Below are 13,595 nucleotides of genomic sequence, written 5' to 3'. Positions count from 1 at the left end.
CGGTCGACCACCTGCCGGTCAGCGCAGGAGAATTGCGAGGAACCCGATGGCTGCGGCGTTAGCGGAACTCACCGACCAGGAACGCTCCGCCCTGTGGGAGCGGGCCGAGCAGATCATGCACCAAGGCCCCCAGGCCGTCCGCCCCGACGACCTGCCCCAGCGGATACGGCGGGCGGTACAGCGCTTCGGCGAGGACTCCGGCACGACCGGTTTCCTGCTGTTACGCGGCCTGGAAGTCGGCCGGCTCCCCCCACCCACTCCGACGGCGAACCCGCCACCCTTCCCGGCCACGGTACGGCCGGCCTGGCAATGATCATCGCCGAGACGCTCGGCACCATGATCGGTTACGCCGACGAGAAGAACGGCGACCTCGTCCACAACGTGCAGCCGCTGCCCGGCGAGGAAACACGGATCGAAGGCTCCGGCTCGGTGGCCTTCGACTTCCACATCGAAAACGCCCACCACGCACTGCGCCCGGACTTTATTGGCTTGATTTGCCTGCGTCAGGACCACGACGAAGTCGCCGCAACCCGCATCTCCTCCGTCCGCGAAGCCGTCGAACTACTCGAACCACCGACCCTGGACGCGCTGCGACAGTGTCAGTTCTACAGCAACTACCCCGGTTCCTTCACCCGGGACAGCATCGTGGAACCTGCACCGGCCGGCCCCCATCCGGTCCTTTTCGGCGACGCCGCCAAACCGCTCATGCGCTTCAACTCGCACAACACCGTCTCCCTGAGCAAGGCGGGCCGCGCCGCCCTGCGTGCGCTGGCCGAGGCGCTGGAGGAGGTCTGCCACGAGGTGATCATGCAACCGGGCGACTGCGCCCTGCTGGACAACCACGTCGCGGCACACGGACGGTCGGCCTTCACCCCCCGCTACGACGGCCGGGACCGGTGGCTGCGCCGCTTCTACTCCATCCGGTCCATCCCCCGCCCGGTGCTGCAGATGATGAACGCATCACGCGTCATCCCGCCGATCCCGGCCATCCAAGGCATCTGGTGAACCGGCGGGAGACACCGGTGACCGACCTCGACGCACTGCTGTCGCTCGCCGATTTCGAACAGCGGTGGATGGCCCGGGCGGACCGGCCCATCGCCCAGTACGTGGCGGGCGGAGCCGGTTCGGACAGCGTGGTGGCGGCCAACACCGCCGCGTTCGACGAGGTGTGGCTGCAGCCGCGAGGACTCCACGACGGCCCGCACGAACTCGACACCTCCGTCACCGTGCTGGGCCACACCCTCGCCATGCCGCTCCTACTCGCCCCCACCAGCCCGCAGCGGCTGGTGCACCCGGACGCCGAACTGGCCACCACACGCGCGGCGGACCGCCGCGGCCTGCTCTCGATCGTCAGCACCGACTCGCACTTCCCCTACGCCGACATCGCGCGGGAGGCGCCCGGACACACCTGGTTCCAACTGTTCCCCTACCGCTCCCGCGCGGACGTCGAAGCCACCCTGGCCTACGCCGAGGAGTGCGGGGCCTCGGCCATCGTGGTCACCGTCGACGCGTCGTTCGCGGCCCGCCGGCTGACCACACTGCGGGCGGGATACCGCCTGCCCCCGGAAGTCGACTACGGCACCCTGCGCGCACTCGGCATCCTGCGAGGCGCCCCGCCGGCCGGCGGACGGCACGACAAACTCCCCGTCACCTGGGCCGATCTGGAGTGGATCCGCAGCCGGACCCGACTGCCGTTGCTGGCCAAGGGTCTGCTGCGGCCGGCCGACGTCCGACGCTGCGTCGAACTGGGCACGGACGCGACCATCGTCTCCAACCACGGCGGCCGCCAACTGGACGGCGTCGTCCCCGCCCTGCTCGCCCTCCGCCCGGTCGTCGAAGCCGTACCGCGCGACCACCCGATACTGCTCGACGGCGGGATCCGCTCCGGAATCGACATCGCCAAAGCGATCGCGCTCGGCGCGCGGGCCGTGTGCATCGGCAGGCCCTACCTGTGGGGCCTGGGACTCGGCGGCCAACAGGGAGTGGAACGCATCCTGGACGTCCTGCGCGCCGAGTTCGACGACGCCCTGCTGCAACTGGGCATCACCACGGTGGACGATCTGGACGACACATTCGTGACGACGGCACGCCGCCTCACGCCCGTGGCCGCCGGCTGACCGGGCCCACGAAGACAACGAAGCGCACACGGACGAGGAAGCGACGGAAACAACAGCACCATGGCGACCCCCAAGGCACACAGCGGTACATCCCCGCCCCCCTGCCCGCCCCGGGCGGGCAGGGGAACGGCGGGACACCTGCCGGGATCGCCCTGGCGGTCGCGGCCGCCGCCGCGATGGGCGGCGCGGCCCCCGCACTGAAGGCCATGGGAGCCGCCGGCCTGTCGGCGGTCGACATCATCCAGGCCCGGGCGGTCGTGGGGGCCGCGCTGCTGATGCTCATCGCCGCAGCAGTGCACCGCGACCGCCTGCGTGTCAAGGTCCGCGACTGGTGGCTGGTCCTGGTGTACGGCACGGTCAGCCTAGCCGTGAACCAGGTCGCCTTCACCATGTCCCTCACCCGGCTCCCCGTGGGCGTCGCACTGCTGGTGGAGTACCTCTCACCCGTGCTGGTCGCCCTGTGGGTGTGGCTCGTACAGGGAAGGAAGCCCTCCAAACCGGTGTGGCTGGGAATCGCATTCGCCCTCGGCGGCCTCGCGCTGACCGGACGGGTGTGGTCCTCCGGCGGCGATCTGGACCGGACCGGCCTGGCACTCGCCCTGCTGGCCGCACTGACCATGGCGAGCCGCTTCCTGCTCGCCGAACGAGGACTGCGCGACTATGAACCACTGGTGATGTCGGCATGGGGCACGGCCGTGAACGCCGCGGTCCTCACCCTCGTGGGCATGTTCGATCCCTTCCCCTTCCACATGCTCTGGCGGGACGCCGCACTCGGCGACCGCTCCCTGCCGGTGTGGGCGCTGGTGATCTGGGTGGGTGTGATCGGCATGGCCGGCGGACTGGCCCTGGGGGTCGCCGCGCAGCGCCGACTGCCCCCCACCTCGGCCAGCCTGATGCTCACCCTGGAGGTGGTGGCCGGAGCAGTCACCGCCTACCTCGTACTCGGCGAGGTGCTGACACTCCCACAGCTGGCCGGATCCCTGCTGATGCTCCTGGGCATCGTCCTGTCCCAGTCGGCCGCCCTGCGGCGTCGACCACCCGGGCTGGCCGCAGAGCCGGCACCGGGTCCAGACCACGAGGACGCAGGGCGCAGATGAACACCCGCAAGGCGAAGCGCACACTTCACACCCCGCCTCGCCCGCACCGGACGCGCGCAGCACGGGTAAGGGGTTCGCGGCCGTGGTTCCCTCGCCGGTGAGGAGGCACGCCTCGACCTCCCCCTGGGGTGATCGCGACGGTCCGCGAAACACGACCGTGGCGTGCCATCCGCCCGGCCCCGTCCGTTCGCGGTCCCCCCGCTCCCGCCGGGACGCCCCGTCCGGGTTCGAGGGGGTATCGGCGGTGGGGAGGCCGGCAGGTCCTCACGGACGCGGACCTCGTCGACCCGGCCGGAGCGGTGCAGTGCCGCCTCGGGGGTTCGGGCGCGGGCCGGTCGGCAACCCCCGGTCGACGAACCGCCTTCACCACGAACACGATCGGGTCCGTGAACGCCGGGATCCGTCGCTGCGGCCACGCCCCGGCACCCTCACGCCCGAGGACCACAAGGCCGTCGCAGAGTTCGCCGTCATGCTCACCGCCCGACAGAGGTTGACCCAGCGAACCGGCCACGGCGACACCGCCGTCCGGATCGCCCCGACACCCGTGCCCTGGAGCGCGGGCGACCCGCCGGAGGGCAGCAGCCGGACCCCGACCCCGTCGCCTTGGTCCTCATCCACCCCGACACCGGGACCACCCTCATCAGCACCCTCCACTACGCCCACGCTCGAATCCACGGCACGTGGACCGATCTCTACCGACTTCTCACCCACGCCCTCGCCGGGCGCGATCTCCCATCCGGCATCGACCCGAGCGAAGCGGGTCTGTCAAACGAACGGTGTAACCAGAGTGGCGGGGGTTACTGACGGGCGGCGGAGAGGCGGCCGTCGAAGGTGATGCCGAAGGCGTTCAGGGCGGTCTTCCAGCGCATGGTCCGGCGGGATTGGCCCTTGCCGGTGGGGTCCAGGGCCATGATGGCCGTGTAGGCGCACTTCAATGCGGCGGCCTCGTTGGGGAAGCGGCCGCGGGCCTTGACCGCCGGCCGGATCCTGGCGTTGACGGACTCGATCGCGTTCGCGGTGCAGACGATGCGGCGGATCTCGGTGGCGAAGCGGAGGAACGGCGTGAACTCTCACCCAGGCTTCGCCCGGGGGCGCCCCCACCCACGCATTCTCCCACAGCTTCACTGATCGCCGGACACTTCCTCCCCAGGCGTCGGTGAACTCGGCGAACCGCTCAAGCGCCGCTTCCTCGGTCGCCGCGGTGTAGGCGGGCTTGAGGAGCTTGGCGCTCTTGTCCGAGTCCTGGCGGGTTGCATAACGGGGGATGTTGTGTTCGGGGGCATTGGTGTGGGGTTGAGTGTATGTGAGTTTTGTATGGGGCGGGTGTTGTCGGGTGTGTCGTACGGAGTGGCTTGCCATACTTTTTGGCTGTGTGCCCTTGCTTGTGTTTGTGTGGGTCGATGCGGCATGTGGATTTGCCCGGGTGTGGGTGGTTGGTGCTGTCTTGCTTGTTGGTGAGTTGAGCTTGGGGTGGTAACTTGGCGACAAGTTAAAGAGTTTTTCGCTGGCGGGGTGGAAGGGTGCTGCAGATCCAGATCGGTGCCGAGCGCGCCGCGGATCCGGACGACCGCCTGGGTCGCACCACACTCGGCTGGCGGCCCGGCATGAGTGAGGACGAGGCCTGGGTGGCCGGACGCGGCGTCTGGAAGTTCAAAGCCGACCGTGCTCTGGCCCAGGACGAGGTGCAGATCATCAACACCGAAGGCACTGTCCTCGCGGTCGCGAAGATCACAGGGATCTCCAAGCACGGCGACCGCTACGCCCTCGAAGGCGAACTCCTGCACGGTGACCCGCGTGTCGGCAGGCCGACCCCGAGCCCGCACCTGTCCCGCAACCCCGTCACCTACATTTGAAGGGAGCAGCCCGGTGAGCAACTTCGAGGCGATCGATTCGCTGCTCGCCGCCGTCGGCCCGGAAGCCGAGCTCCCGGACGCCGCCGCGCGCCGCGCGCTGCGGGAGCGGGCCCGGCTGTCCAAGACACAAGTGGCCCGCGCGTTGGGGGTCAGCCCGTCCACGGTCAGGGCCTGGGAGACCGGCCGGGACCCGGGTGGGGAGATCCGCGCCAAGTACGCGTATCTGCTGGACGGGCTGAGTGCCAAGCTCGCCACCGAGGCCGAGGGCGCCACCGAGGCCGAGGTCGAGGTCGAGGGCGGTCCGGCCGTGTCGGGCACCGTCGCAGAACCGGACGCTTTTTCAACCGGGTTCGGTCAGAGCGCTGATGAGGTGGAAGTCCTCACCGCTGCGCAGCAGTGCGTGCTGTGCGGGGCTCCGGCCCTCCACCGGGTCGCGGGGTTCGTCCAGCATCTGGACATCGCCGAATGTGAGCCTGCCGCGGCTGCCGGGCCTACGGCGGCTGCTGTGGCTGCGTCGGCCGCGTCACCTGCGTCGGAAGCCCGGACACCGTCGCGTACGGTGAGCCCCACTCGTGTGGTGGGCGGGCATGAGCGGTCCAAACGGCCGGCCCCGCGTGGACGGGCGTTCCAGCAGGCCACCGGTCCGGCCGACCTGATCCAAGCAGCCGTTCAGGCCGCGCTGGCGGAGCATCAGGGCGATGTGGAGGCTGCCACAGCTGCTCTGCTGAAGCGGGCGATCGGCGACGCGATGCGGCTGCTGGACACCTCCCGCAGAGGCGGGCGCTACGACGTGATCGCCCACCCCTGGATCCCGGACATCCTGAAGAAGCAGACCGCCAGGGGCGCGGACCAGATCTGGGAGGCACGCCCGAAGTGGACGCGAGCCGAACTGCCGTCCGGCACACACGAGGTGACTGTACTCGACATCAACGGCGCTTACCTCTCCGCGCTCAAGACGCACCTGCCGCTCGGCCAGCTTGAGCACTCCACCGGCGGTGGGCATGACCGGCGCCGGGCCGGGGTCCACCTGATCACCCCGCCGCACTGGGACCACGAAGGTGTTTTGCCTAGTCCGGTCGGTAGTCGGGATGAGCCGGGCCCGTTGTGGGTGACTGAGCCGACTTTGCGTCTCCTGCTGCGTCTGTCGGGTCCGAAGTACGGTCTGTGTGAGGCGCCCCAGATCCACGAGTCCTATACCTCGGGGGCGACTGAGAACTTGTTGGAGAAGTTCCGGATCGTGCTCAAGGACGCCCGCGAGGCGGCGATCGCCGGTGGGGACGAGGTGACGTTGGAGTATGTGAAGGCGATGTACTCGAAGTTCGTCTCGACGATGGGGGAGTCGAACTACAACCGGGAGCTCTACCGTCCGGACTGGATGCACATCATTCGTTCCCAGGCCTTCGCGAACCTGTGGATGAAGGCGTACAAGGCCCATGACGAAGGCCTCACGGTGGTCCGGGTGATGGGCACCGACGAACTGCACGTCGTCGGTGACTGGCGCCGTGTCTTCGCCGAGGGACGCGGGGTGGCCGAGGTCAAGGTCAAGGACGTCTACACCGCGGGTACCGACACGGACATCAGCGCGGGTCGGGAGCAGGAGTAATGCCGGGGAAGAGCATCGAATTCGGAAAGTTCGGAGCGTGTGGCATCAAGGGCTCCGACGCGGTGGCCCGCCAACTGGACCGCCTCGCAGGCTTCATCGCCACTCCCATCACCACCAAGCGCGGCCTGCTCGCACGCCTGCATTATCTGACGAGATCCAAACGGGCCCGTGAAACCGCCCGTGAGCTGGGGCTGACCGTCACCGACCGCACGTTGAAGGCCTGGCTGGCCGGCAAACAGAACCCCACGAAGCCCAACGTGGAGCGCATCGACGCCGTCTACCGCACGGTGCGCCGCCGCAACGTCGCCCGTCACCTGCTGGGGCGTCTCAACTCCGGCGGTGGCACCCGGGTGGAGATCCACCCTCTGGGCCAGTCCCAGGTCGCCAGGTCGCACCAGCGTGTCGTGGAATTCCGGAGGATCAACGTGCGCGGCTGGGACCGCATCGTCGCGGCCTGGGCCGATGGTGATTTCCAGGCACTCGACGACGTATGGACCAGGGATGTCCTTCCGGACCTGGGTAGTCAGTGGGGTCAGTATGAGTACGTCTCTAACATTGGTTTCGCTGTCTGAGGGGTTTGGGTTGGGTTGTGTTTTTATGCTGTGGTGTTTGGTTGATGGAGTTAGTGCTGCAACGACACTCCGTGACGTGGTGCGTGCGGCGTCGTTGACCTCTCCGTGATGGAAGAGATAGCTGATGGTTGGCCAGGTGCGTTCGGTGACTTCGTGGCGCGGTTCGCAGGGCGCTTCGGGCGGGTGGAGTCGAGGCGGCGGATGGTGTCCTACCTGCGGGGACTGCTGGGTGAGGCGGAGCGTAAGAACGGCTGGACTTTGGCTGAGGCCGCCGGGGACACGGGGCCCCAGGGGATGCAGCGACTGTTGAACCACTACCTGTGGGACGCGGATGCCCTGCGCGACGACGTGCGTGACGCGGTGGTGGAACATATCGGGGATCCCGTGCGAGGAGTGCTGATTCTTGACGAGACGGGATTTCTGAAGAAGGGGGTCCGGTCGGCGGGGGTGGGCCGGCAGTACTCGGGTACTGCTGGACGGATCGAGAATTCCCAGATCGGGGTCTTCCTGGCTTACGGATCCGACCGGGGGTGGGCATTGATCGATCGGGAGCTGTATCTGCCGAAGGACTGGACATCGGATCGTGAGCGGTGCCGGGCTGCGGGTATCGGTGACGATGTCGAGTTCGTCACCAAGCCGGACATGGGATTACGGATGCTGCAGCGTGCCGTAGATTCCGGCATCCTCTTCGGATGGGTGACCGCGGACGAGGTTTATGGGCAGACAAGCCGCATCAGGGTGTGGCTGGAGGAACATGACATCCCTCATGTCCGCGCGGTCCTGAAATCACAGATGGTAATGACCATGGAATTTTTCGGCCAGGCCCGCCCGCATCAACTGGTCAGCGAGCTTTCCGACGGTGCATGGACACGCCTGAGCTGCGGTGACGGTGCCCACGGCCCGCGCGAGTACGACTGGACAGCAACCCCCATCAGGCCCTGGCGGCGAGAAGGCTGGGACCACTGACGTTTTCTCAGCGGTTGTCACTTCCATGAGTTGTTGAGGACGAGTGCGGCTTGGGCGATGCGTCCGATCCGGCTGGGGCTGAGCGTGACGTGCTGCAGCGCGCGCCAGCGCTGCTTGAGTTCAGCGGCGGCCCGTTCGCCCAGGGCCCGGATGCCGCGCAGGAGCCGGTTGTGGGCGCGGTTGTCCGGCGCGAGCGGGGAAGCGATGTCGGGGTGCGGACGGAACGGGGTGTGGATGCCCTTGCCGGCGCCGGTGTAGCCGACGTCGGCCAGCGTCGGCAGACCGGCGCGGGCCGCCGCGTACAAGGCGGGCAGGGCATGGATGCGGGCGGCACGCAGGTCGTGGACGGATCCGGGTTCGACGTCGGAGACCCACAGCGGGGTGCCGTCGGGTGCGGCCACGAACTGGATGTTCCCGGCGAAGTGCCGAGCCTTGCCGGAGTACCACAGGTCGTTGCCCTTCTCGGTAGTCCCGGCGACACGGTCGCAGGAGATCAGGGTGCCGTCCAGCACCACGTGGCTCATCTGCCGCGCGCGGCAGCGGTCCAGCACCTCATGCAGCTCGGGGGCCTGGTCGGCCAGGACGTCGATTGCCTCGTGGAGGTAGCGGTAGCCGGTGGCCTGCGAGATTCCCGCATCGCGGGCCAGGCAGTGCACGCAGCCGGCCTCGCGGAACCAGCGCAGCACGAAGACGGCCTGCCGGAACGGGCTCAACGCCCGGGAGCCCTTCGGGGTGCCGATCCGGCGGCGGTGGCCGGCCAGCAGCCGGGCCACGTATTCCACCACGTGGCGCGGGACGTCGAGCATGGCAACATAGGTGACCAACGTGAAGCCTCTGGTGCAACGGACGATCTTGTGGTGAGAACTGTCCTACCAGAGGCTTCACGTCTGTCCGCACCCGGGCCACCGCTGTCCGACCCAACCCTTAACGCCCTGATCAACCCACTTCCCGAAGATTATTTCGCTGAGAAAACGTCACTGAGGTTTTCTCAGCGGTGTTCACTTCCAGATTTCGTTGAGGACGAGGGCGGCTCGGGCGATGTCGCCGATCCGGTTGGGGCTGAGCGTGACGTGCTGCAGGGTGCGCCATCGCTGCTTGAGTTCGGCGGCGGTGCGCTCACCCAGCGCCCTCACGTGCCGTACCAGGGCGTTGAACATGCGGGTGTCGGCGTGGAGTGCCTGTTCCGACTTGCCCTTCGGGCGACGGACGGGGACGCGGATGCCGATACCCGCGCCGGTGTAACCCTTGTCCGCCAGGGTCGGCAGGCCGCTGGCCGCTGCTTTGTACAAGGCGGGCAGGGCGTGGGTGCGGGCGGCGGTGATGTCAGGGGTCGAGCCGGGTTCGACGTCGGAGACCCACAGCGGGGTGCCGTCCGGAGCGGACAGGAACTGGACGTTCCCACCGAATGCCTTGTGCTTCTGGCTGAACCACAGGTCGTTGCCGTTCTCACGGACGCCGGCCACGCGGTCGCAGGGGATGAGCGTCCCGTCGAGGATCACGTGTGTCATGCCGGCGCGTCGGCAGCGGGAGAGGACCTCGTGCAGGTCCGGGGCCTTCTCGGCGAGGACGTCGATGCCTTCGTGCAGGTAGCGGTAGCCGGTGGCCTGGGAGATTGCGGCGTCACGGGCCAGACAGTGCACACACCCCCGCTCGCGAAACCAGCGCAGCACCAGCACGGCCTGGCGGAACGGGCCCAGCGCCCGCGAGCCCTTCGGCGTGCCGATGCGCCGCCGGTGCGCGGCCAGCAAGCGGGACAGATACTCCACGACAGGGCGCGGGACGTCGAGCGTGGCAACATAGGTGACCAACGTAAAGCCTCTGGTTCAGCGGACATGATCTTGGCAGACCTGTTCCTACCAGGGGCTTTACGTCTGTCCAGAGCCGGGGCCGCCTGGCCCGATCCACCCGGACATGCATCGATCAGCCCGCTTCGCGGAGATCATTCCGCTGAGAAAACCTCACTGGCTGCTGGCACGGCGCAGTCTCACGGATCCCATGGACATCGCTTACTGCATCTGCTTCTGCCCGGCCGGGACTTCTCTGGAAGAACTCACCCGGGTTGCAGGATCGAGATGGATGATCGAGGAATGCTTCCAGACCGCGAAGAGCGAAACGGGACTCGATCATTACCAGGTACGCGGCTACATCGCGTGGTACCGGCACATAACCCTCTCCATGGCTGCCCTTGCCTTTCTCGCCATCCTGCGGGCAGAGGCAAAAAAAGGGGGTCCGCACACCGGAAACGACCCATCCCTCATACCCGTGACCATGAACGAGGTCCGGCGGATCTTCAACCGCATGTCTGATCCTGTCCGCCACAGCATCCAGCACGCGCTCGCCTGGTCTCTGTGGCGGAGAAGAAGTCAAGCCCGATCCCGCATCAGCCACTACAAACGTAGAGGACATCACGGAGTGTCGTTGCAGTACTAAGGAGCACCGGAGTTATGTGAACGACTTCGGAAGACCCACGGGAAGTAGAAGTAGAAGGTGCAGCAGGATAGGGTGCGACCATGAGCTTCTCTGTCAGTCCCGCGCAACTGGTCAAAGCCTACGGACTGGGCAATGTGGTCTATTTTCCCCGAAACGAAGTTGCCGACTTCGACGACCGCACGGCTATTTTTATCAGTTGGGTAGGTCTCCCCCACTCCAAGGCCTTCAGTTCACGCATGGATGTGGAAGACCCTTACGACTCAGACACGGACGCCATCACTCTGGGAAGCCGCTTCGACCTGTACAACATGTCGTGTCCTGCGGAAAGCAGGTCATGGTGGAAGCTTGGTTACCTCTTCACTTCGCTGATCACCATCGACCCCAAGTCGGGCAAGATATTTTCCTTCCCAGAAGGGGCGACTGACTACGTCGAGCTGCACCGGGATGTGGAGTCGCTGGTCTACGCGCTCATCGAGTTCCGCAAGCTCGAGGTCGACCACGACAACGACGTCGATCCCGAGGAGCTTTCCGAACGCTTCCGAAAAGTAGTCAGCGCGTTCGACTCAACTCCGTTTGCCGACGAAGACTCGCAGTGGAACCTCTCACTGACCGAGTTGAAAGACGGCATCTGGTAGACCACAAACCTGGCGTATGCACTCGCCAGTGTGCCGCTTAGTGTTTCGTCAGTGCATCATCAGTTCCTGGGTGTTGCCGAGGCCAGAGCGTATGGGGACAGCCCGTCGCACAGGATTGGGAGTGTTGGCGCCCGTCAAGATATTGACGGGGCCGAAAGTCAGTGCTGCTTCGGTCCGGTGTAGCTGCCGCTCGCGAGGAAAGGATGGCCCACACCACGACGTCGCGCCGGGTCATCGCGGTTCACCTCCGCTCGCGCGGGGAAGACCGGGACCAGGCCTGGCAGGGCGGAGAATCGACCGGCTTACTTCCGCTCGCGCGGAGAGGACTGAGGAGAGTCAGCCGGAGGAAGCCCGCAAAGCGTCGTTCGCCGGATTCTTCCTTCTGTACGCACTCTACGGCGGAATCGAGACCGGAATCGGCAGTTGGGCGGCGAAGCACATCGTGCACGAGGGGTTCACGGATTCCTCGTCGGCGCGCGTCCTCGCCGTGTTCTGGGCCGACACCGTGCTGTCGAAGTTCCTGATGGTCCCGCTTGCGTCCCGTGCCGCCGCGCCCCGGGTCGTCACGGTCGGGCTGCTGGGAACCGCCGGCGGGCTGCTGCTGGCCACCGTCCCCGGCATGACCCTGGCTGGCTACTCGCTGGCGGGCCTGTTTCTCGGACCGGTGTTCCCGACGGGCCTGGCCTGGATCGCGAAGGCGGGTGGTGACCGGCGGACGACGGGGGTGGCCGCGTCCTCGTCGATGGTGGGAAGCATCGTGTTCCCGGCGGCCACGGGTTGGCTGATCGCGGTCCAAGGGCCGGGGCCGATTCCCCTGGCCACCGCGGGGATCGCGGTGTGCGCCGCGATCACGGCGCACTGGATTGCCGTGGAAGCCGTGCTTCCCACCGCCGCTCCCGGAGTTCGAGTTCGGTGGTGGGGTTGAGTCTCCACCGGCTGGAGGGTTGAGGGTGGTGCCCGTGAGCGACGAAACGGAACTGTTCACCATCGGTGAGCTCGCCCGCCGCACCGGCCTGCCGGTGCGCACGATCCGCTTCTGGTCCGATCGCGGTGTCCTCGTGCCGGCCGGGCGGTCGGCGGGCGGCTACCGGTTGTACGACCAGGCGGCGGTCGCCCGCCTCGACCTGGTGCGGACCTTGCGCGAGCTGGGTCTCGGCCTGGACACCGTGGGCCAGGTGCTGCGCGGCCGGGCCACCGTGCGGGACGTGGCCGAAACGCATCTACGTGCGGTGGAGGCGGAGATCCGCACGCTGCAGGTGCGGCGTGCGGTGCTGCGTCGCGTCGTTCGTCAGGGGAGCACGACCAAGGAGATGAGACTGATGCAGGAACTGGCTCGGATGACCGCCGAGGAGCGGCAGCGCATCCTCGACGATTACGTGCGGGAGACCTTCGAGGGTGCCGGCGCCGAGGGGCCCGGTGCGCCCATCGCCCGGGCCATGCGGACGTTGCCCGCGAACCTGCCGAACGATCCGACGCCCGAGCAGGAGGAGGCGTGGGTGGAACTGGTCGAACTGCTCGGTGACGAGGATTTCCGGCGGCGTACTCGCGAGATGGCGGTGGCCGGTGCGCGGGCGGCGGGCGGGCCGCCGGTGTTGGATCCGCAGCGGGTCGGTGAGCATGCCGCGCCGGCCGTCCGGGACGGGGTGTCCCCGCGCTCCCCGGAGGGCGCGGTGATCCTGGGGCGCATCGTCGATCGGGACATGCCGTCCGCCGACCGGTTGCGGCTGGCCGACACGCTGGAGACGTTCACCGATCGCCGGGTCGAGCGGTACTGGCAGTTGCTGGGTGTCCTCAACGGTCACCCGCCGGTGCCCTCGCAGGTTCCGGCCATGGAGTGGACGATCGCCGCTTTGCGGGCGCACGTCTGACGGTTCCCGTTCCACCCCCGGGGCCGCACCCGCCGCCTGCGCGGAACGTGCCGGTCGGCTGGGCGGGCCGGGGGTGGAAGCCCGTGCCCTTCGCCCACCGGGGGCGGCGGGTGCCCGGGGCGGTCCGTGCGTTTCTGGGGCGCGGGTACCGTCGTCTGCCGCAAAAGCGCGTGTCGGCCCCGTGGTGACCGGGTGCGGTGTCGCCCGCGGTTCCGGTCCGGGTGGGGTGCGTGGGATGGTCAAACGCGCCTTCGTCCGGCGGTGTCCGGCGAACGGCTCCGCGTCCGGGGTGGGCGATGCGTCGCTCTCCGCCGGGGCCGGTTCGAACCGGCCTGCGGGGTGCGGTGCCGGGCGGGGTGCGGCCGGTTGCGGTGTGGTGAGGGTGAACGTGGTGTCGTCGTAGGGGTGCTGCCGGCCGCGGGGTTCGTACTGCGCGGTGGCCTTCGCGCTGCCC

At 67.9% G+C, this 13,595-nt stretch carries 12 protein-coding genes and 3 pseudogenes; 12 read left to right on the top strand and 3 right to left on the bottom strand.

The window, feature by feature from the left end; genetic code table 11:
- Positions 1–46 precede the first annotated feature (46 nt).
- Genes LUW75_RS00175 through LUW75_RS00160 form a run of 4 tightly spaced genes read left to right on the top strand, consistent with a single transcriptional unit; the run spans position 47 to position 3,214 of the window.
- The gene (locus LUW75_RS00175) at positions 47–313 is read left to right on the top strand and encodes a hypothetical protein (RefSeq protein WP_250333791.1); all 267 of its coding nucleotides are present in this window, start codon (positions 47–49) and stop codon (positions 311–313) included.
- Positions 310–1,005, top strand: a complete 696-nt coding sequence (locus LUW75_RS00170) for a TauD/TfdA family dioxygenase (protein ID WP_250333790.1) — start codon at positions 310–312, stop codon at positions 1,003–1,005. Before LUW75_RS00175 ends, LUW75_RS00170 begins: the two co-directional genes overlap by 4 nt.
- A gap of 17 nt (positions 1,006–1,022) precedes the next feature.
- Positions 1,023–2,117 carry an alpha-hydroxy acid oxidase gene (locus LUW75_RS00165; protein WP_250333789.1) on the top strand — a complete coding sequence of 365 codons (1,095 nt, stop codon included), beginning with the start codon at positions 1,023–1,025 and terminating at the stop codon, positions 2,115–2,117.
- Positions 2,072–3,214 carry a DMT family transporter gene (locus LUW75_RS00160; protein ID WP_284453865.1) on the top strand — a complete coding sequence of 381 codons (1,143 nt, stop codon included), beginning with the start codon at positions 2,072–2,074 and terminating at the stop codon, positions 3,212–3,214. The genes LUW75_RS00165 and LUW75_RS00160 overlap by 46 nt, the downstream gene beginning before the upstream one ends.
- Before the next feature lie 797 nt (positions 3,215–4,011).
- Here LUW75_RS00160 and LUW75_RS24830 read toward each other — a convergent pair.
- Positions 4,012–4,474: pseudogene (locus LUW75_RS24830) on the bottom strand (transposase); the annotation flags it as partial.
- Positions 4,475–4,734: 260 nt separating this feature from the next.
- Here LUW75_RS24830 and LUW75_RS00150 point away from each other — a divergent pair.
- The 4 genes and pseudogenes from LUW75_RS00150 to LUW75_RS00135 all read left to right on the top strand — a co-directional run.
- Positions 4,735–5,067 (top strand): hypothetical protein, encoded by a 333-nt coding sequence (locus tag LUW75_RS00150; protein ID WP_250333787.1) that lies wholly within the window; start codon positions 4,735–4,737, stop codon positions 5,065–5,067.
- 13 nt (positions 5,068–5,080) lie between these two features.
- The gene (locus tag LUW75_RS00145) at positions 5,081–6,670 is read left to right on the top strand and encodes a helix-turn-helix domain-containing protein (RefSeq protein ID WP_250333786.1); all 1,590 of its coding nucleotides are present in this window, start codon (positions 5,081–5,083) and stop codon (positions 6,668–6,670) included.
- On the top strand, positions 6,670–7,242 hold the full coding sequence (locus LUW75_RS00140) for a transcriptional regulator (RefSeq protein ID WP_250333785.1): 573 nt from the start codon (positions 6,670–6,672) through the stop codon (positions 7,240–7,242). Before LUW75_RS00145 ends, LUW75_RS00140 begins: the two co-directional genes overlap by 1 nt.
- Positions 7,243–7,350: 108 nt before the next feature.
- Positions 7,351–8,178 (top strand): annotated as a pseudogene (locus tag LUW75_RS00135) (IS701 family transposase); the annotation flags it as partial.
- A 47-nt stretch (positions 8,179–8,225) separates the two neighbouring features.
- Here LUW75_RS00135 and LUW75_RS00130 read toward each other — a convergent pair.
- Positions 8,226–9,032, bottom strand: a complete 807-nt coding sequence (locus LUW75_RS00130) for a transposase family protein (RefSeq protein WP_250333784.1) — start codon at positions 9,030–9,032, stop codon at positions 8,226–8,228.
- Between the two features lie 174 nt (positions 9,033–9,206).
- Entirely contained in the window at positions 9,207–10,016 is an 810-nt protein-coding gene (locus LUW75_RS00125; protein ID WP_250333783.1) for a transposase family protein, read from the bottom strand.
- Between the two features lie 133 nt (positions 10,017–10,149).
- On the opposite strand from LUW75_RS00125, the pseudogene LUW75_RS24825 reads away from it, so the two are divergent.
- The 4 genes and pseudogenes from LUW75_RS24825 to LUW75_RS00105 all read left to right on the top strand — a co-directional run.
- Positions 10,150–10,638, top strand: a pseudogene (locus tag LUW75_RS24825) (IS701 family transposase); the annotation flags it as partial.
- Between the two features lie 80 nt (positions 10,639–10,718).
- Positions 10,719–11,273 carry an SUKH-4 family immunity protein gene (locus LUW75_RS00115; RefSeq protein WP_250333782.1) on the top strand — a complete coding sequence of 185 codons (555 nt, stop codon included), beginning with the start codon at positions 10,719–10,721 and terminating at the stop codon, positions 11,271–11,273.
- A 442-nt stretch (positions 11,274–11,715) separates the two neighbouring features.
- Complete coding sequence (locus LUW75_RS00110) at positions 11,716–12,198, top strand: hypothetical protein (RefSeq protein WP_250333781.1); 483 nt, start codon at positions 11,716–11,718, stop codon at positions 12,196–12,198.
- Positions 12,199–12,232: 34 nt separating this feature from the next.
- Entirely contained in the window at positions 12,233–13,141 is a 909-nt protein-coding gene (locus LUW75_RS00105; protein ID WP_250333780.1) for a MerR family transcriptional regulator, read from the top strand.
- Positions 13,142–13,595: the final 454 nt, after the last annotated feature.

The sequence above is a fragment of the Streptomyces sp. MRC013 genome (assembly GCF_023614235.1).
Classification (GTDB): Bacteria; Actinomycetota; Actinomycetes; order Streptomycetales; family Streptomycetaceae; genus Streptomyces.
This window is presented reverse-complemented; position numbering and strand designations above follow the sequence as displayed.